The sequence below is a fragment of the Mycolicibacterium sp. MU0053 genome (assembly GCF_963378095.1).
Classification (GTDB): domain Bacteria; phylum Actinomycetota; class Actinomycetes; order Mycobacteriales; family Mycobacteriaceae; genus Mycobacterium; species Mycobacterium burgundiense.
This window is the reverse complement of sequence record NZ_OY726397.1, coordinates 2,507,861-2,526,629: the sequence shown is the minus strand read 5'-3', so window position 1 is coordinate 2,526,629 and position 18,769 is coordinate 2,507,861. Positions and strand designations below refer to the sequence as shown.

The 18,769-nt window shown below is 69.9% G+C and carries 13 protein-coding genes and 1 pseudogene; 5 read left to right on the top strand and 9 right to left on the bottom strand.

The features are described 5' to 3' along the window. Positions 1 to 3: 3 nt before the first annotated feature. Together secA2 and RCP80_RS11660 are read right to left on the bottom strand one after the other, a co-directional pair. Positions 4 to 2,364, bottom strand: coding sequence for an accessory Sec system translocase SecA2 (gene secA2 / locus RCP80_RS11665; RefSeq protein ID WP_308482466.1), 2,361 nt, complete (start codon positions 2,362 to 2,364; stop codon positions 4 to 6). A gap of 51 nt (positions 2,365 to 2,415) precedes the next feature. Further along, positions 2,416 to 4,056 (bottom strand): acetolactate synthase, encoded by a 1,641-nt coding sequence (locus RCP80_RS11660; RefSeq protein ID WP_308482465.1) that lies wholly within the window; start codon positions 4,054 to 4,056, stop codon positions 2,416 to 2,418. 128 nt (positions 4,057 to 4,184) lie between these two features. Between RCP80_RS11660 and RCP80_RS11655 the strand changes: the two genes are divergently transcribed. Further along, the gene (locus RCP80_RS11655) at positions 4,185 to 6,101 is read left to right on the top strand and encodes an ABC transporter ATP-binding protein/permease (protein ID WP_308482810.1); all 1,917 of its coding nucleotides are present in this window, start codon (positions 4,185 to 4,187) and stop codon (positions 6,099 to 6,101) included. A 22-nt stretch (positions 6,102 to 6,123) separates the two neighbouring features. Here the strand turns inward: RCP80_RS11655 and RCP80_RS11650 are convergent, their stop codons facing one another. The 6 genes from RCP80_RS11650 to RCP80_RS11625 form a co-directional block, all read right to left on the bottom strand. Further along, positions 6,124 to 7,626, bottom strand: a complete 1,503-nt coding sequence (locus RCP80_RS11650) for an FAD-binding protein (protein WP_308482464.1) — start codon at positions 7,624 to 7,626, stop codon at positions 6,124 to 6,126. Positions 7,627 to 7,785: 159 nt separating this feature from the next. After that, positions 7,786 to 8,493 (bottom strand): Rv1815 family serine proteinase, encoded by a 708-nt coding sequence (locus RCP80_RS11645; RefSeq protein ID WP_373693492.1) that lies wholly within the window; start codon positions 8,491 to 8,493, stop codon positions 7,786 to 7,788. Positions 8,494 to 8,681: 188 nt separating this feature from the next. After that, positions 8,682 to 9,302, bottom strand: coding sequence for a LysM peptidoglycan-binding domain-containing protein (locus tag RCP80_RS11640; protein WP_308482463.1), 621 nt, complete (start codon positions 9,300 to 9,302; stop codon positions 8,682 to 8,684). Between the two features lie 152 nt (positions 9,303 to 9,454). Further along, on the bottom strand, positions 9,455 to 10,867 hold the full coding sequence (locus RCP80_RS11635) for an NAD(P)/FAD-dependent oxidoreductase (RefSeq protein ID WP_308482462.1): 1,413 nt from the start codon (positions 10,865 to 10,867) through the stop codon (positions 9,455 to 9,457). 64 nt (positions 10,868 to 10,931) lie between these two features. Next, positions 10,932 to 11,873, bottom strand: a complete 942-nt coding sequence (locus tag RCP80_RS11630) for a sterol desaturase family protein (protein ID WP_373693491.1) — start codon at positions 11,871 to 11,873, stop codon at positions 10,932 to 10,934. A 67-nt stretch (positions 11,874 to 11,940) separates the two neighbouring features. Next, complete coding sequence (locus RCP80_RS11625; RefSeq protein ID WP_308482460.1) at positions 11,941 to 13,488, bottom strand: carboxylesterase/lipase family protein; 1,548 nt, start codon at positions 13,486 to 13,488, stop codon at positions 11,941 to 11,943. 95 nt (positions 13,489 to 13,583) lie between these two features. Between RCP80_RS11625 and RCP80_RS11620 the strand changes: the two genes are divergently transcribed. Both RCP80_RS11620 and RCP80_RS11615 read left to right on the top strand, forming a co-directional pair. Next, positions 13,584 to 13,934 carry a DMT family transporter gene (locus RCP80_RS11620; protein ID WP_308482459.1) on the top strand — a complete coding sequence of 117 codons (351 nt, stop codon included), beginning with the start codon at positions 13,584 to 13,586 and terminating at the stop codon, positions 13,932 to 13,934. Continuing rightward, on the top strand, positions 13,934 to 14,257 hold the full coding sequence (locus RCP80_RS11615; protein WP_308482458.1) for a DMT family transporter: 324 nt from the start codon (positions 13,934 to 13,936) through the stop codon (positions 14,255 to 14,257). Before RCP80_RS11620 ends, RCP80_RS11615 begins: the two co-directional genes overlap by 1 nt. Here RCP80_RS11615 and RCP80_RS11610 read toward each other — a convergent pair. Next, the gene (locus RCP80_RS11610) at positions 14,237 to 15,436 is read right to left on the bottom strand and encodes an MFS transporter (RefSeq protein WP_308482457.1); all 1,200 of its coding nucleotides are present in this window, start codon (positions 15,434 to 15,436) and stop codon (positions 14,237 to 14,239) included. The two genes, RCP80_RS11615 and RCP80_RS11610, sit on opposite strands and share 21 nt — an antisense overlap. 57 nt (positions 15,437 to 15,493) lie before the next feature. Between RCP80_RS11610 and malQ the strand changes: the two genes are divergently transcribed. Then, positions 15,494 to 17,638 (top strand): 4-alpha-glucanotransferase, encoded by a 2,145-nt coding sequence (gene malQ, locus RCP80_RS11605; RefSeq protein ID WP_308482456.1) that lies wholly within the window; start codon positions 15,494 to 15,496, stop codon positions 17,636 to 17,638. Between the two features lie 14 nt (positions 17,639 to 17,652). Beyond that, positions 17,653 to 18,723 (top strand): annotated as a pseudogene (locus tag RCP80_RS11600) (serine/threonine-protein kinase); the annotation flags it as partial. Positions 18,724 to 18,769 lie beyond the last annotated feature (46 nt).

Below are 18,769 nucleotides of genomic sequence, written 5' to 3'. Positions count from 1 at the left end.
GACTCAGCGGAACACCCCCGGCAGGCTCAAGCCCGACATCGTGTCGTCCTGCAGCGGGTTGTCGTGCACCATGTAGGTCCACGTCGAGGTGGGACGGGCCAGCTTGGACAGATCCAGGCCGGGTTCGTCCTCGAGCACGTTGGCGGTCTCGAAGGTCTGCTGCGCGGCTTCGATGGCGTCGGCGGCCAACGACCCGAACGCGTCGACGGCCATCCGGTGGAACTCGTCGAGCGGGCTCTGCCGCCCCAGGGCGCGCAGGTGGATGCTCTCCCGGATGTCGGAGAGAAACGCCTGGTGATCGGCCCAGCCGCGGTCCAGGTGATACAGCATGATGAGCCGGCAGATCCGTTCCAGTTCCGCCTCGGAGACCTGCTCGGACAGCTCCTCGTAGCGCTGCGGTGCGCGCTCCTTGAGTTCCTCGAGTGCGGTCGGCGTCGACAGCAGCGTGTTGCGCCGGTCGACGATGATCGCGCGCTGCTGGGCGATCAACTGGTTGTAGCGCCAGGTGTTGGCGTGCACGTCGAGCAGCCGGCCCTCGGCCACCCGCTGGGCGTGGTCGATCAGGGCGGCGGCCTTGGGGTTGGTGATGCGACCCTCGTCGTCGGTCTCGGTGGGCAGCTTCCCGGGTTCGAGGTGGCTGGCCACCACCTCGTCCTCCCAGCTGGCGAAGAACACCGAGGAGCCCGGGTCGCCCTGGCGCCCGGCGCGGCCGCGCAGCTGGTTGTCGAGCCGCTGGGTGTTGTGCCGGCCGGTGCCGACCACGTGCAAGCCGCCGAGTTCGGCGACGGTCTGCTCCGCGGTGCCGGTGTCGTCGCTGCCGCCGAGGCGGATGTCGGTGCCGCGGCCGGCCATCTGAGTGGACACCGTGACGGCACCGAGCTTGCCGGCCTCGGCGATCACCGCGGCCTCCTCGGCGTCGTTCTTGGCGTTGAGCACCACGGCCGGCACGCCGCGCTTGACCAGCCGTTCGTGCAGTTCCTCGGATTCGGCGACGTCGTGGGTGCCGACGAGCACCGGTCGGCCGGTGGCGTGGACCTCGGTGATGTGGTCGATGATCGCGTCCATCTTGGCCGCGGCGGTGATGTAGACCCGGTCGACCTCGTCCTCGCGGATGTTGGGCGTGTTCGGGGCGATCGGCGAAACGCCCAGCTTGTAGAACTGGCGCAGCTGCTCGCCGGCGGCCAGCGCGGTGCCGGTCATCCCGCACACCGTCGGGTACCGGTTGATCAGCGCCTGCACCGTGATGGTGTCGAGCACCTCGCCGGTCTCGGTGGCCTCGATGCCCTCCTTGGCCTCCACCGCGGCCTGCAGCCCGTCGGGCCAGCGCTGCAGCTGGGCGACCCGCCCGCGCGAGGCGTTGATCAGCCGCACGGCACCGTCGCGGATGATGTAGTGCACGTCGCGCTGGAGCAGCACATGCGCGTGCAGCGCGACGTTGACCTCGGTGAGCGTGGTCCCGACATGTTCCTCGGAGTACAGATCGATGCCGCCGAGGGTCTTCTCGACCAGCTGCGCGCCGGCCTCGGTCAGGTGGATGTTGCGGCGGTCGCTGTCGGAGTCGTAATGCACCCCGGGGGTCAGCGACCCGACCAGTTCGACGATCTCGAGGCGCGGGGTCTCCCGGTGCGTGGTCCCGGCCAGCACCAGCGGCACCAGCGCCTCGTCGACCAGCACCGAGTCGGCCTCGTCGATCAGGGCGACGTCGGGTTTCGGTGAGACCAGATCCGCCACGTCGGTGACCAGCTGATCGCGCAGCACGTCGAAGCCGATCTCGTTGACCGAGGCGTAGGTGACGTCGCAGCCGTAGGCGGCGCGGCGCTCAGCGGCGGTCGAGTTCTCCGTGATCCAGCCCACCGTGAGCCCCATCGCCTCCAGCAGCGGCCCCATCCATTCGGCGTCGCGGCGCGCCAGATAGTCGTTGACGGAGATGACGTGCACCTGCCGACCCCCGAGGGCGTACCCGGCCGCGGCGATCGCGCCGGCCAGCGTCTTACCCTCGCCGGTGGCCATCTCGACGACGTCGCCGGCCAGCATCCGCAACGCGCCCTGCAACTGAACGTCGAACGGGCGCAGCCCGGTCGCCCGGTCGGCGGCCTCACGGGCGATCGCAAGGAACTGCGGGATGTCGGCGGAGTCCGCGAGATCATCGAGATTCAGCAGCTGGGCGGCCTTGCGCAGCCGCTCGTCGTCGAGATCGGCGGCCTTGGCGTCGAATTCGGCCGAGGCGTTGACCTCGTCCATCGAGCGGGCCTGGTTCTTCTCGGAGCTGGCGCCGAGCAGCTTCCAGAACCGCTCGCTGATTCGACCCGGCTTGCCACCGGCGGTTTTGCTGGCTTTTGATTCAGTCTTCGAGGTGCGTGCCACAGGTTCACGGTACGCGGGCCGGACACCGCGACGGTGCACACCTCCGGTGGTTCAGGCCAGGTTGGAGCGCCGCGGATAGGCCACCGCGGGATCGGTCAGCGTGTTGACCACCGCGGGCAACCCGCTGTCGAAGGCGCGCCGCAGCGCGGGTCGCAGTTCGTCGGGCGTCCGGACCAGCTCGCCGTGTCCGCCGAGGGCCGCCACCACCTGGTCGTAGCGGGTCTCGGGACGCAGGTCGGCCACCACCGAATAGCCGTACAACAGCTCCATCGGATGCTTCTCCAGCGCCCAGATGCCGTTGTTGCCGACGACCGAGACCACCTGAACACCGTGCCGCACCAGGGTGTCCCACTCCATCCCGGAAAAGCCGAAGGCGCCGTCACCCTGCAGCAGCACCACCTGGCGCTGCGGGTGGGCCAGCTTGGCGGCCAGGGCATAGCCCGGTCCCGAACCCAGGCAGCCGAACGGGCCGCTGTCCAACCAGGACCCCGGCGCGTAGCTGTCGATCACCCGGCCGGCGTAGGAACCGAAGTCGCCGGCGTCGATGACCACGATCGCGTCCCGATCCAGCAGGGGGCGCAGCTCGGCGTAGACCCGCATGGGGTGCAGCGGGGCCCGGTCGTCGGCGAGCTCGCCGGTTTCACCGGCCCGCGCGGTGGTCTCGGTGTCGCGCAGCGCGGCGATCCAGTCCTCGTGGTCGCCGATGGCCGCCGTGCCCAGCGCCGCCAGCGTGGCGGGCAGATCGCCGTAGAGTTCGGCGGCGACCGCGCGCGGATGGTCGCGCTCGGGCCGGACGCGGTCGGCCACGATCAGTGCCGTGTCGGCACCGAAGACCGCGCCGAATCCGAGCCGGAAGTCCATCGGGACCCCGACCACCAACGCGACGTCGGCGTTGCGCAGCGCCTCGCTGCGGGCTCGGGAGAAGGCCAGTTCGTGGTCGGCGGGCACCAGCCCGCGCGCCATGCCGTTCATCAGCACCGGAATCCGCAACGACTGCGCCAGCGCCAACAGCTGTTGTTCGGCGTGCCCCCACCAGACGTTGGTGCCGGCCATGATCACCGGGCGGTGCGCCGCGGCCAGCCGATCGACCGCGCGTTGGAGCTGGTCGGCAGCGGCGACGACGGGGGTGCGCGGCACGGTCAGGGCGCCCGGTCCGCCGGCGTCGGCGGCCGCGCCGAACACCACGTCCATCGGGAAGTCGATGAACGCCACGCCCGAGGGTGCCGCCACCGTCGCCAACAACGCTTCGTCGATCATCGGCGCCACCGCGTCGGGGGCCGGCGCGGTCTTGGCGTAGCGGGTCAGCGGGGCGACGAACGGAATGTGGTCGATCTCCTGCAACGAACCCATGCCCCAGCGCATCGCGGGCGCCCGACCGCCCAGCACCAGCATCGGTGACTGGTTCTGCTGGGCCGCCCCCAGCGCGCTCATGCCGTTGGTGATGCCGGGCCCGGCGGTCAGGGCCGCCACCCCGGGCACCCGGGTCACCTTGGCCCAGCCCTCGGCCGCGAACGCCGCGGTCTGCTCGTGGCGGGTGTCGATCAGGCGCACGCCCTCGCTGCGGCAGCCGTCGTAGATCGAGAACAGGTGACCGCCGGACAGCGTGAACATGGTGTCGATGCCGTTGGCCCGCAGCCGCCTCGCGATGAGCTGACCGGCGTGCACGGAACTCTCGGGAGCGTCGCTGCTCATAGCCGCAGCCTAACCACTCGGCGTGCGGCGTCGCCGCACGCGGTGTTGCTGGGGTAGCTTCGCCGCAGACATTTTGCGATGGCAGCCGCCGTCGGGGTATAGGGCAGGAGACGTCGCTGGTGAACGAGTTGGAACCGTTCTCCCCCAGCCTGGACTGGGGGCAGGAACTGCTCACGTCGCTGCTGTGGATCGCGAAGGGCTGGGCCATCGCGGCCGCGGCCACATTCGTGTTCGTGTTCGTGATCGTCAAGTTCACGCCGTGGGGCCGGCAATTCTGGCGCATCACCCGCGACTACTTCACCGGCCCCGAGAGCGTGCTGGTGTGGTTGTGGTTGGCGGCGTTGCTGTTGTCGGTCACCGCCGGGGTGCGGTTGTCGGTGTTGTTCAGCTTCCAGGGCAACGACATGTACTCGGCGGTCCAGATTGCGGTGCAGGGCATCGCCGCCGGCGACGACGTGGTCGAACAGTCTGGTGTCAGCGGCTTTTGGCGCGCGCTGTGGATGTTCGCCCTGCTGGCGACGCTGCACGTGGCCCGGATCATGCTCGATCTGTTCATGACTCAGCGGTTCATGCTCACCTGGCGTGCCTGGCTGACCGACCGCCTGACCGATGACTGGCTGGATCACCGGGCCTACTACCGGACCCGGTTCATCGACGACACCATCGACAACCCGGACCAACGGATTCAGGCCGACATCGACATCTTCACCGCCGGGGTCGGACCGCAGCCCAACGTGCCCACCAACCTGAGCACCAGCACGCTGTTGTTCGGCGCGGTGTCCTCGATCATGTCGGTCATCTCGTTCACCGCGATCCTGTGGAACCTCTCCGGCGAGCTGACCTTCCTCGGTGTCACGGTGCCGCGAGCGATGTTCTGGGTGGGCCTGTTGTACGTGTTCATCGCGACCGTGGTCGCGTTCTGGATCGGTCGGCCACTGATCCTGCTGAGCTTCAACAACGAGAAGTTCAACGCGGCGTTCCGGTACGCGTTGGTGCGGTTGCGCGACGCGTCGGAATCGGTGGCGTTCTACCGCGGTGAGATCGCGGAGAAGCTGCAGCTGAGCCGACGGTTCGAGCCCGTGGTGGACAACTACAAGCGCTACATCAACCGGAACATGGGTTTTTTGGGGTGGAACCTGTCCATCAGCCAGATCATCGTGCCGCTGCCCTGGCTGCTGCAGGCCCCGCGGCTGTTCAGCGGCGAGATCAGGTTCGGCGACGTCACGCAGAGCGCGACGGCGTTCAGCGAGATCCAGAACGGGCTGTCGTTCTTCCGGAACTCCTATGACAGCTTCGCCGGCTGGCAGGCGGCCATCATCCGGTTGCACGGCTTGGTCGTGTCCAATGAACAGGGCCGCGCGTTGCCGTCGCTGACCGTCGAACCGAGCGCCGACTGCGTGGTCGAGTTCGACACGGTCGAGGTCCGCACCCCGACCGGGGAGCAACTGCTCGACCCGGTGACGCTGCGATTGGACAGCGGCGACACATTGGTGATCAGCGGCAAGTCCGGGACCGGAAAGACCACCCTGCTGCGCAGCCTGGCCCAGCTGTGGCCGTACACGACGGGGACGCTGCGGTGCCCGGCCGGCACCAACGAGACGATGTTCTTGTCCCAGCTGCCGTATGTCCCACTGGGTGATCTGCGTGGGGTGGTGTCCTATCCCAGCGAGCCCGGGGCCATTCCCGACGAGGAGCTGCGGACGGTGCTGACCAAGGTGGCGTTGCCGCAGCTCGCCGACCGGCTCGACGAGGTGCACGACTGGGCCAAGGTGCTGTCCCCCGGCGAGCAGCAGCGCGTCGCGTTCGCCCGCATCCTGTTGACCGCACCGAAGGCCGTCTTCCTGGACGAGGCCAGCTCCGCGCTGGACGAGGGCCTGGAGTTCCTGCTCTATCAGTTGGTGCGCACCGAGCTGCCGGACACCGTACTGGTCAGCGTCGCGCACCGCGGCACCGTCGCCCGGCACCATGAGCAGCGCCTCGAGCTGCTCGGCGGTGGCGACTGGCGGTTGGGTCGGATCGAGAACGCCGCGGCGCCGGTGCCGTGACGGTCCGGCCGGCGGTCGGGATTCAGCGGCGGTGGGCCTGCGCGGCCGCGTGCGCTCCGGCCCGACGACCGAAGAACGACCCCTCGCCCAGCTGGGTGCCGCTGGCGTAGCCCTTGCCGTCCTGCGCGATGTTGGCGGCACAGGCGCCCGCGGCGTACAGGCCCGGCACCACCGAACCGTCCGCGCGCAGCACCTCGCCGTCGATCGACACCGTCAGCCCACCCATGGTGAACCCGGAGTACATCGCCCGGCCCAACGACAGGTCGAAGGCCGCCCACGGCCCGGTGTCTTGCGCGGCAACGTATTCGGGTTGCTTGTGGAAGTCCGGGTCCGTGCCCTCGGCGGCGAACTCGTTGTACCGCTGCAGGGTGGCGGCCAGATTGCCCGCCGGGATACCCAGCGCGGCTTCCATCTCGGCCACGGTCTCCCAGCCGTCGATGAACTTGATCAACGGCATCTCCGGCATCTGCATGTGCGCCTCGTCGACAATCAGGTACGCGACCTGGTCCGGCTGTTCGAGCACGAAGGCCGAGGTGCGCGAGTGGTAGGAGTCCTCGGCGACGAAGCGCTTGCCGTCGGCGTTCACAATCACCCCGGTGAGCAGGATCTCCGGCGGGTAGGCCGCGGCGGTGATGAACAGCTGATCGAGGTTCTGGGCCACCCCGCCGGCCGAGACACCCATCCGGATGCCCAACCCGTCGTCGTTCGGGTTACCCAGGATGTAGGGGGCCACCAGGCCGTGGTGTTTGGTGCGTCGCGGTTGACCCAGCGCCGGGGTGTGTTCGGCGACCATGTCCTCGTTCATCGCGAAGCCACCGGCGGCGATGATCACGGCGTCGGCCTTGACCACGCCGGTGTCACCGAAGTGCTTCCAGGTCGCGCCCACCACCGCACCGGTGTCGTCGACGACCAGTCCGGTCACCCCGGTCTCGTAGCGGAACTGCACGCCGAGTTCGTCGGCTCGCTTGAGCAGCAGGTCGATCACCATTGCCGCGCCGCCCAATTCGCCGGGCACGGGCACCGAATGCCCGCGCGGCGCGGGCTTGGCCTGCTCGCTGAACGGCCACACCTTCTCGTTGCCGGTGTAGGACAGGCCCTCGGTGCCCGGCGGCACCACCACCTTGCCCGGGTAGTAGGTGCGCTCGAACTGAAAGCCCAACTGCTCCAGCCAGTTGAAGTGTTCGACGCTGCCCTCGCAGTAGGCGCGGATCTTCTCGTGGTCCGGGTCGTGGGCCACGGCGACGAGGTAGGAGTACATCTCCTCGGGACTGTCCTCGTGGCCGGTGGCCTGTTGGACGGCGGTGCCGCCGCCGAGGTAGAAGTGTCCGCCGGCCATCGAGGTGGTGCCACCGGCCGCGGCGGCCTTCTCCAGCACGAGGACCTTGGCGCCGGCCGCGGCCGCACTGACCGCGGCGCAACCGCCGGCGATGCCGAAGCCGATGACCAGGACATCAGCGCGCTCGACGTCGTCGGGCCAGGACGCGATGTCACCGGCGTTGGTGATGGGCGGGATTTCGGTGCTCACGCTTGCTCCTGGACAGCAGTCTCTGGACACTAATACTGATCAGGTCGCAGGATAACGCAGCACCGCCTTGGGACGGCAGAACACCCGGTAGACACGCACTGAGCGGTACCGACGCGGCAAGGTGAACACGTTCCAGTTCGGCCTCGTCGACGTTTCGGCTCAGGGCGCGATGAACGCGGCGGTGTTGACCACCCCGACGTCTTGCCGGATCTGTTCGGAGGTCGCTTGCCACGACACCGCCGCCGGATAACTGCCCCAGGTGCTGTTGAAGATGCCGATGATCACCGCGCGCGGGCCGTCGACGACATAGACCGGGCCACCGGAATCACCCTGTTGGCTGACCACCCCGTCGGCCATGGTGAACCAGCCGTTGTTGACGGCGCGGACCGTCCCGCAGCTTTCGCCGGTGACGACGCCGAAGTGGCACACCGGCTGACCGACCTGCGGCACCCGGCCGGGTTCGGACGCCAGCGGACGGCCGCCGGGCAGGATGTCGTTGACCGCGACGTCGGGGGCCAGGGCGATGGCGCCGTAGTCGGAGATCTGATCCTCGGTGCGCACCGTCGCCCCGTTGGGGGTGTTGTCGCGGTAGGCCGCGAGGTTCCCGATCACATTGCCGTGCACGTCGGAGACCGGGCCGCTGCCGCGGCAGTGTCCCGCGGTGAACGCCACCCGGCGCTGCGGGTCGACATATCCCATGGTGCACACGTTGCGGTCCAGCCGAATCTCCATGCCGGGATGCACCACCACACCGGGATTCGCGCCGGCCGGTATCGCGGGGATGGCCAGCAGGAGGGCACCGAGGGCGACGGCCGTCAGGACCGACCACATGGCCAGCAGGCCAGACCACCGAGTATTTGGCCGCATCGCAGCTCCGATCGGTCAGGGCCGGGTGCCGGCCGTGTCAATTGACTAACCCAGTTATCGGCGCATCGTGACAATATCGTTACTGACACGCCACCGGTCAGGTACCCGAACCGCAGATTTTGTATGCCGCGGACAAAAAACAGCGGCCCGATCCATCGAGGACCGGGCCGCTGCGGGCGCTGAATCGATCAGTCCGGGATGGTGAGCACCTGGCCCGGGTGAATCAGATCGGGATTGGCGATGCCGCTGGCGTCAGCAATCCGTTGATATTTGCTGCCGTCGCCGTAGAAGCGCTCGGAGATGGCCCAGAGCGTGTCGCCGGAGACAACGGTGTAGGTCCGCGGCGCCGGCGGTGGTGGAGGCGGCGGCGGGGTGGGCGCCTCGGCCGCGGCCGGGGCCACCTCGGGCGCGGCCTGCGCGGGGGCCGGCTCCGGAGCCGGCTCCGGGGCGGCCGCCGGTGCCGGCGGCGGTGCGTCGGCGGTGTCGGTCTTGGTCGACCAGGCCGCCTCGTCGCCCGAGTAGAGCACCAGGTTGCGGTCGTCCTGCAGCACCAGCCGGACGTTCTTCTTGCCCTTGGTATCGGTATGCCACACCGGCTTGTCCGCGGTGTAGAGCACGAAGTTCCCGTCCTTCTGAACCTCGGCGCGAACGACATCCTGACCGTTGGTCGACGTGGCCCACACGGCCTCGCCCCGCGCGGCCAGCACCAGGTTGCCGTCGTCCTGCAGGGTCAGGGTGTACGCCCCGTTCTTGGAAGTCAGCGACTCCCCCTTGGATAGCTTCTGCCCTTCGGCGAGCGTGTCTCCCACGTGCATCCTCTTCTCTTGACGTAATGCCTCGACACCGGTCCGCAAACATCGGTCACCGGCGTTGCCAGGCCGGACCGTCGCGGCCCGGCCAGCGTTGAGCTTACGGGCATCAGGGTTTGCTGCGATAGCATTCGGCGCATCGCGAACAAGACTCAGGAGTCGAACCCGAGGCCCAACCGGTCCAGGGTTTTCAGGATCGCGTTGCGCCGGCCCGACCGGTGATCAGCGCGGTCCAGCGACCAACGGGTGGCCTGGATACCGACGCTGGCCAGCGGTTCGGGCGGAAACGGCAGCGGCTTGCTGCGGACCATCTCGAGCCGGGTCCGCGCGGTTTGCCGACCGTACACCAGGTCCAGGCAGACATCGGCGGCGAACCGGGCCGCCCCGACACCGAGGCCGGTAAACCCGTTGACGTAGGCGACCCGGCCGCGGTGCGCCTGTCCCCAATGCGCGCAGAACCGGGTGTTGGTATCGATCGCACCGGCCCAGTGGTAATCGAATCGGACGTCGGCCAACTGCGGAAAGGTCAGAAAGAAGTGCGCTGCCAGCCGCCGGTAGGTGCGGGGGCGGTGCTCATAGGACGGATCCACCCGGCGGCCGAAGTGGTACACCGCGTCGTAGCCGCCCCACAGGATCCGGTTGTCGGCCGAGAGCCGGTAATAGTGGAACTGGTTCCCGCTGTCCCCGACGCCCTGCCGGGCCTGCCAGCCGATGCGGTCGAGTTGCGCGCCGCTCAACGGCTCGGTGCCCAGGACGTAGTCGTATACCGGCACGGTGTGAAATCGGTTGCGGCGCAGCAGGCTGGCAAACACGTTGGTGGCCAGCACCACGCGGGCGGCGATGATGTCGTGGCCGGCGCTGACCTGGATCTCGGCGCCGACCGGACGCACCGCCGTGGCCGGACACCGTTCGTAGATCGACACGCCCGCCTCGGTGCAGGCGCGGGCCAGTTCGACCGCCAACTTGGCCGGGTTGACCAGCGCGCAGGTCTGCGGGTTGAAGAGGCCGGCCAGATAGGTCGGCGAATCCAGTTGCGCCCGGACCTGGTCGCGGGTCAGAAACTGGCCCTCGCCGGCGTCGGCGGCCGCCCGCAGCCATTCGACCTGGTGAGGTTCGACGGCCACCGACAACATGCCGGTGCGTTCCCACTCGGTGTCCAGGCCCAGCCGGGCGATCTCGTCCTGCATGCCGTCGAGATTCTCCAGACCCAGGGCTTCGAGTTCGGCGAGTTCGTCGGGCCACCGCGACCGCCCGTTCTCGGTGCCGTGGGTCAGGCTGGCGTCGACGAATCCGCCGTTGCGACCGGAGGCCGCCCAGCCGATCCGGTCGGCCTCGATCAGCACGATGCTGGCCGACGGATCCTGTTGGGCGGCATGGAGTGCGGTCCACAACCCGGTATAGCCACCGCCGACCACCAGCAGGTCGCAGCGCAGCGGGCCGGCCAGCGCCGGGTACTGCGGGCGGGCCGCACCGAGTTCCGCGAGCCACATCGACCCGAACGCCGAGTCGGACAGCGACCGGTCGATCAGCCGGCGGTCGACGTGGCGGTCGAAGACGGTTTGCACAGTCTCGCAGCGTACGGGCGCCGCGACGGGCCGGCAGGACTTCGACCAAGGTGCGCCGCGGCGACTACCCGTTCGCGCGCACCGCCGCCGCGGGGACGGGCCGATCCGCGCGCGGCGCCCAACCGGGCGGGCCGAAGACGTAGCCCAGTCGGTCGCGCAGCCGGGACACCGAGCGCACGTCGCGGGCGATCGCGACGTACTCGTGGGTCTGCAGCTTCCAGATGTTGTAGGTCTCGACCGGTTTGGTCAGCCCGTAGTTCGGCCGGAACAACTCCGGCTGGAACGTCCCGAACAGCCGGTCCCAGATGATCAGGATGCCGCCGTAGTTCTTGTCCAGGTATTCCGGGTCCCGGCCGTGGTGCACCCGGTGGTGCGACGGCGTGTTGAAGATGAACTCGAAAGGCCGCCAGAGCTTGTCGACGCGCTCGGTGTGCACCCAGAACTGATAGATCAGGTTCAGCGAGAACGCGAAGAACACCATCCAGGGCGGGACCCCCAGCAACGGCAGCGGAATCCACACCAGGATCTCGCCGCTGTTGTTCCACTTCTGCCGCAGCGCGGTCGCGAAGTTGTAGTACTCGCTGGAGTGGTGGGCCTGATGGGTCGCCCACACCACCCGGACCCGGTGCGCCATCCGGTGATAGAGGTAGAAGCCCAGATCGACCCCCACGATCGCGATGACCCAGGTGTACCACTGCGTCGACGGCAACTGCCAGGGCGCCACGTAGGCGTACAGCGCCGCATACCCGAGCAGCGCCACGAACTTCCAGGCCGCGGTGGTGGCCACCGACACCAGACCCATCGACAGGCTCGCCACGGCATCGCGGCGGTGATAGCCGCCGAACGGCGCGCCCGCGTCGGCCTCGACCTGTTCGAGCTTGCGTGCCGCGACCCACTCCAGGGTCAACAGCAGCAAGAAAAACGGGATCGCGAACAACACCGGATCGCGCATCTGCGGCGGCAACACCGCCAGCGCATCGGTTACCCCAGACACCACGCCCTGCATATCAGCGGAGTCTAGCCGCCGGCATCGCCGTTGTTCAACACCGCGTCAGTAACGCGGGGGCGGGCCGTCAGCGGAAGCTGAGCACCTCATCGCCCCAGGCGGCCCGGATCTCGCGGTCCGGATCGGCGGCCACGGTGTCCCGCTCGTCGATCAGCAGCGTCGCGCGGTCCTCGACGGAGAACGGGGGCCACGGCTCCCCCGCCGGACCCACCGGTTCACCGCCGCGCGCGAAGCTCACCCAACGCTGCTGCATGCGGTCGGACAGCGCCCGGCCGGCCTTCAGTCCACCCAGCTTGAACGTGACATCACGGGCGCCCATCACCAGATTTCCCCACACGTAGGGCAACTCGGTGGCGTGTGCCGCACCGAGCCGGAGCACCCGCAACATGGTCGTCGCCCAATCGAAGCGGTACAGGTACACCGGCGCGACCGCGCTGTGGCCCTCCGCCAGCCACAACGTCGGCATCCGGAAGCCGACGTCCCGGGCCACGTGCAGGCCGCGGGCCCGGGGGCGGACGCCGGGATAGGCGGCCTCGATCTGGGCGTCGGTGGGAATCGCCAATTCGGGCTGCTCGGTGGCGATCTCGTCGAACATCGACCGAATCGTCTTCGGGGCGATCGGCATCAATGGGGACTTCATCCAGCGGAACAGCGCGGCCTCGTCGCGGTTGGTGCCGATGATCAGCGGCACCGGATGCGAGCGGCCCTGCCGGGCCAGCTTGATCGGGTAGTCCGGCACCAGGTCACCGTCGACGATCGGCGCGAACGCCAACGTCCCCGGCGTGGCGGTGGGCACCTCGTCGAAGACGTCGTAGGACGCCTCGACCAGCGCCTCCACCGGCACCGCGCGCGCCTCGTCGGCGCTCACGCCGAGCCGGCGCAGCACCTTCTCGGCGACCCGGCCGGCGCGCTCGCTGTCGTAGGCCGAGGTGGCGGGCGAACTCTGGGCGATGGCCCGGTGGAACAACCCCGCGGCCGCCGGCGCGGTCAACAACGTCGTGACGATCCCGGCGCCGGCCGACTCGCCGAACAGCGTGACCTGCCGGGGGTCCCCGCCGAAGCGCGCGATGTTGTCCTGCACCCATTGCAGGGCCATCAGGGTGTCGCGAATGCCGACGTTGGAGTCGAATTCTGCGCTGCCCCCGAGTTGTCCGAGTTCCAGGAAGCCGAAGGCGCCCAGCCGGTAGTTCAGCGTGACGACGACGACATCGCGGCCGGCCAGCGCCCGCCCGTCGTAGAGCGGCTGGCTGGCTGCGCCCAACAGGTACGCCCCGCCGTGCAGCCACACCATGACGGGTTTGGCCGCGCCGCCGGTCAGCACGTCCGAGGGCGCCCACACGTTGAGGAACAAGCAGTCCTCCGACGAGCGCGTGCCGGTGCCCAGCGGTACCGGGCTGTCGGGCTGCGGGCACACCGCGCCGTAGAGCGTCGCATCGGCGATCTCGGTCCATGGCTGCGGGGGCTGTGGGGCGCGCCAACGCAACTCGTCCACGGGCGGGGCGGCGTAGCGGATGCCCTTCCAGCTGGCCACCGCGCCGTCATCGGCGCCTCGCACGGGCCCGCAGCGCGTCTCGACGACGGGGTAACTCTGCACGCGTCGTGCCGCGACGGCCATCTGACTTCTCCTTTGCCGGTCGAACAGTCGATCCCCCGAGGTTACTCGCCAGTACGTGCCGGGCCGACTGGTCGGCGTCCGGCTATCCTGACCCGATGCGCAGCTGGGCGCTGCTGGTCACAGCGATTCTGACCGAGGTCGTGGCAACCCTGTCGCTGCGGGCGTTCCAGGACCACGCCGGTTTCCTGGCCCTCGTCGTGCCGGGCTATCTGGCCTCGTTCGCCCTGCTCGCGCTCGTGCTGCGGGCCGGGATGCCGATCGGGGTGGCCTATGGGATCTGGGGCGCGTGCGGCACCGCGCTGACCGCACTGCTGGCCACCCAGCTCTTCGATGATCCGTTCACGCCGGCGATCGCCGTCGGCATCGCCCTGATCATCGCCGGCGTGCTGCTGGTCGAGTTCGGCTCGCAGCGGGCCGCGGCGCGCCACGGTGCGGAGCCGGCCTGATGTGGCCGGCGCTTTCGACCGCGATCGTGCTCGAAGTCCTGGCCACCCTCGCGCTGCGCGCTTCGGACGGATTACGCAAGAAGCTGTGGCTGCTTCCGATCCTGCTGGGCTACCTCGGATCCTTCGTGATGCTGTCGGTATCGCTGTCGCTGGGCATGCCGGTGGGCATCGCCTACGGCGTGTGGTCGGCCTGCGGCGTCGCGCTGGTGGCGGTGCTCGCGAGGTTCCTGTTCGCCGAGGCGCTGACCCCGATGATGGCGGCCGGGATCGGCCTGATCATCGCCGGCGTGCTGACCATCGAGCTACTCGGTTCGCTCGGCTGAGGTCGAGGACCGGAGCGTGGCCGCGAGCAGCGCGACCGCCAGGCCGGCCGCCACCACCAGCAGCAGGCTGAACCGCAGACCCACCGCGTCGGCGAGCACCCCGACCAGGGCCGGCGAGAGCAGGAACCCGACCCGCATCACCCAACTCACCACAGTCAAGCCGGTGCCGGGCCGCAGCCCCGCGAGGTTGTCGGCGCCGTGGAACGCCGCCGGGACCGCGGTCGCGACGCCCAGGCCCGCCAACCCGAAGCCGACGATGGTCATCGGCACGTTCGGAACCGCCAGCGCCGCGCCCATTCCGGCAGCGATGAGCAACCCGCCGGCGCGCACCACGGTGCGCTCCGAGAAGCGGTCCACCAGACGGTCCCCGAGCAGCCGCCCGATGAACTGCAATCCGACCATGGCGACGAAACCGGTGGCCGCCACGGCCGCGGGCGCGCCGAAGTCCTCCCGCAAATACACCGCGGCCCACGAACTTCCGGCGTCCTCCACGAACGCCCCGGCCAGCGCCAGCGCCGCCAGCGCGGCCACCGGCACCCACACCGCGCCGGACGGCGCGGGCCGGTCGTGCCGCCGTGCGGGCTGAGCGGCTTCGTCGGCGGGACCGCCGGGCAACCGGCGATAGCACAGCAGACACAGCACCGCGACGACGATCGCGGTGCCGGCCAGTTGCGCCACCCGGTCGATCTGCAGGGCGATCGCGGCGGCCGCGATGCCGCCGCCGGCGACCGCGCCCGCCGACCAGGTCGCGTGCAGCGAGTTGATGATCGACCGGCGGTAGTCCCGCTGCACGATCAGCCCGGCGGCGTTCTGGGCGACATCGGTCACCGCGTCGACGGCGCCGGCGGCAAACAGGGCCGCCGCGAACACCGCCGGCGACGGCGCGGCCGCGGCCACCACGGTCAGGGCCGCCAGCAGCAGGCTGCTCAGCACCGCCACCGGAGCCGCGCCGAATCGCCGGATCAACCGCGCCGCGGCCCACCCGGCCAACAAGGCCCCGGACGAGAACGCCGCCACCGACAGCCCCAGCAGCGTGTTGGTCATCTGCAGGTCGGCCTTGATCTCCGGGTACCGGGGCACCAGGTTGGCGAACACCGCGCCATTGGTCAGAAAAAGGACCGCAACGGCGAACCTGGCTTGTCGGGGGCGGTCGGTGCGCACCCCTCGATCGTGCATCATCGATTCCGGGCTCCGCCGCCCGCGACAGCGGGCCGCCGAGCCCGGCAAGATGTCCTCATGCCCGCCACCGACGCCGCCCTGGCCGCACTCGCCGAACGCTACGGCGTCGCCACCGGATACGACGATTGGACCGGCCGCCGCGTCGAGGTGCCCGAGGAGACATTGATCGCGGTGCTGGGCGCCCTCGGTGTCGCGGCGTCGACACCGACGCAGCGCGACGCGGCCCTGGCCGCCGTCGAACACGCCTACTGGTCGCGGCCGCTGCCGCCGACCATCATCGCGACGGCCGGCGAAGCCGCCGCGTTCTGGGTGCATGTCAGCCACGGCGCGCCGGCCCACCTCCGGCTTCGACTCGAAGACGGCACCGTACGCACCGACCTGCAGCAACTCGAAAACCACACTCCCCCACATGCTCTCGACGGACACCTGGTCGGAGAGGCGAGCTTCGCGCTGCCGGCCGACCTACCACCGGGCTATCACCGGGTGCATCTGCACAGCGGCGATCTGGCGGCCAGCGCCGCGGTGATCGTCACGCCGGCCTGGCTGGGCCTGCCCGCCCGGCTGGGCAGCCGCCGGTCTTGGGGTCTGGCCACCCAGCTCTACAGCGCGCGGTCGGCCCGGTCCTGGGGCGTCGGCGACCTCACCGACTTGACCGACCTGGCCGTCTGGTCCGCCTCGCAACACGGCGCGGACTACGTCCTGGTGAATCCGCTGCACGCCGCGGCACCCACCCGGCCCATGGAGCCGTCGCCGTATCTGCCGACGTCGCGACGCTTCGTCAACCCGCTGTATCTGCGGGTCGAGGCAATCCCGGAGTACGCCGACCTGACCAAGCGCCGCCGGGTCCGCCGGCTGCGCGACGAACTGCAGCGGCGGACCGGCGATCTCGACGTGATCGACCGCGACAGCGCCTGGGCCGCCAAACGCAAGGCGTTGCGGCTGCTGCACCGTGTGCCGCGCACCGCCGGTCGTGAGCTGGCCTACGCGGCGTATCGGGACCGGCGCGGGGCCGCGCTCGACGACTTCGCGACCTGGTGCGCGCTGGCCGAACGCCACGGCGACGACTGGCACCGCTGGCCGGCCGAACTGCGGCATCCGCGGGCCGCGGCGGTCGCCGAATTCGCCGCAAAGCACAGCAGCGCAGTCGATTTCCACCGCTGGATGCAGTGGCAGCTGGACGAGCAGCTGGCCGCCGCCCAGACCGCCGCGCTGCAGTCCGGCATGGCGCTGGGGGTGATGCACGACCTGGCGGTCGGGGTGCATCCCAACGGCGCCGATGCCTGGGCGATGCAGGAAGTACTCGCGCTGGGCGTCACCGCGGGCGCGCCGCCCGACGAGTTCAACCAGCTCGGGCAGGACTGGTCGCAACCGCCGTGGCGGCCCGATCAGCTCGAGGAAAGCGAGTACCTGCCGTTCCGCGAGTTGATCGGGCATGTGCTGCGCCATGCCGGCGGGGTGCGCATCGATCACATCATCGGGCTGTTCCGGCTGTGGTGGATCCCCGCCGGCGCCGCACCCACCGCGGGCACCTACGTGCGCTACAACCACGAGGCCATGATCGGCATCGTGGCCCTGGAGGCCCTGCGCGCCGGGGCCGTCGTCGTCGGCGAGGATCTCGGCACCGTCGAACCGTGGGTGCGGGAATACCTGCGCGACCGCGGCCTGCTGGGCACCTCGATCCTGTGGTTCGAGCTGGACCGCGACGGCGACGGCACACCGCTGCCGGCCGAACGATGGCGGCAGTACTGCCTGTCCTCCGTCACCACCCACGACCTGCCGCCGACGGCCGGCTACCTGGCCGGTGAACACGTGCGCCTGCGGGCCGACCTGGGTCTGTTGACGCGGCCGGTCGAGGACGAACTCGCCGATGACCGCCGCCAACAGCGGGCGTGGCTGGCCGAACTGCGCCGGGTCGGACTCCTCGGGGACGGGCCGGCCGACCCGGGCGCGGACCCGGAGTCGGTGATCACGGCGCTCTACCGCTACCTCGGGCGGACCCCGTCTCGGCTGCTGGCGCTGGCCCTGCCCGACGCCGTCGGCGATCCCCGCACCCAGAACCAGCCGGGCACCACCGACGAGTACCCCAACTGGCGTGTCCCGCTTGCGGACTCATCGGGTGACCCGATGTTGCTGGAGGAGGTGTTCACCGACCGGCGGGCCGCGGCGCTTTGCCAGACACTGCGCGCGGCCACCCGCGACTAGTTACTATCGCCGACATGCCATTGGCCGAAGGTGCCGAGTTCGCTGGCTATACGATCATCCGCCCACTGGGCGCCGGCGGGATGGGCGAGGTGTACCTGGCCCACCACCCGCGACTGGCCCGCCGCGACGCACTGAAGGTCCTGACGGCCCCGGCCGCCGACGATGCCGAGTACCGCGAGCGCTTCGACCGGGAGGCCGATGTGGTGGCGGGGTTATGGCATCCGCACATCGTGGGTGTGCACGACCGTGGCGAGCACGACGGCCGGCTGTGGATCTCGATGGATTACGTCGAGGGCATCAATGCCGCCGAACTGCTCGCCGGACATCCGCAGGGACTGCCCTCGGCGGACGTCGCGCGGATCATCTCGGCGGTCGCCGAGGCGCTGGACTACGCGCACCAACGCCATCTCCTGCACCGCGATGTGAAGCCGGCCAACATCCTGGTCGCCCATCCGGGCGAACCCGATCAACGAATACTCTTGGCGGACTTCGGCATTGCTCGCCGCGACGACGACACCAGCAAGCTGACCGCGACCAACATGACGGTGGGCACCGTCTCCTATGCCGCACCGGAACAGCTGATGGGATCCAGCCTGGACGGCCGGGCCGACCAGTACGCGTTGGCCGCCACCGCCTTTCACCTGCTGACCGGCGCGCCGCCGTTTCAACATTCCAACCCCGCGGTGGTGATCAGCCAGCACCTGACAGCCACCCCGCCCAAACTGGCGGTCCGCCGACCCGACCTCGCCCACCTGGACCCCGCGCTGTCCAAGGCGCTGTCGAAGGACCCGGCGCACCGGTTCGGCCGCTGCGTGGACTTCAGCCGGGCGCTGAGCCATCAGCTGGGGTCGGCGCCGGCCGCGCCGGCCACCGCCGGTCCCGCCGCCCCGACCGCGGCCGCGTTCGAGGCCGGCACCCCGCACTCCCATCGGGCCCCGCCGGCGGGCAACCCGGCCTGGTGGCGGCCGTCCGTGGTGCTGCCGATCCTGCTCGCGGTGTTGCTGGTGGCGGCCCTCGCCTTTGCCGCCGGTGAGTTCATCGGCGTGCGTGACGCCGAACCCGCCCGACCGAGCCCCACCGACACTCGTTGAAACACTTCGGCGCCTCGCAGCGATGAGTCCATAAGTTTCA

Bases quoted from the DNA above. Each gene is read 5' to 3' on its own strand.
- RCP80_RS11660 (WP_308482465.1), bottom strand. From the start codon at position 4,056: ATGAGCAGCGACGCTCCCGAGAGTTCCGTGCACGCCGGTCAGCTCATC.
- RCP80_RS11645 (WP_373693492.1), bottom strand. From the start codon at position 8,493: ATGCGGCCAAATACTCGGTGGTCTGGCCTGCTGGCCATGTGGTCGGTC.
- RCP80_RS11630 (WP_373693491.1), bottom strand. From the start codon at position 11,873: ATGCAGGGCGTGGTGTCTGGGGTAACCGATGCGCTGGCGGTGTTGCCG.
- RCP80_RS11625 (WP_308482460.1), bottom strand. From the start codon at position 13,488: ATGGCCGTCGCGGCACGACGCGTGCAGAGTTACCCCGTCGTCGAGACG.
- RCP80_RS11620 (WP_308482459.1), top strand. From the start codon at position 13,584: ATGCGCAGCTGGGCGCTGCTGGTCACAGCGATTCTGACCGAGGTCGTG.
- RCP80_RS11615 (WP_308482458.1), top strand. From the start codon at position 13,934: ATGTGGCCGGCGCTTTCGACCGCGATCGTGCTCGAAGTCCTGGCCACC.
- RCP80_RS11610 (WP_308482457.1), bottom strand. From the start codon at position 15,436: ATGATGCACGATCGAGGGGTGCGCACCGACCGCCCCCGACAAGCCAGG.
- malQ (WP_308482456.1), top strand. From the start codon at position 15,494: ATGCCCGCCACCGACGCCGCCCTGGCCGCACTCGCCGAACGCTACGGC.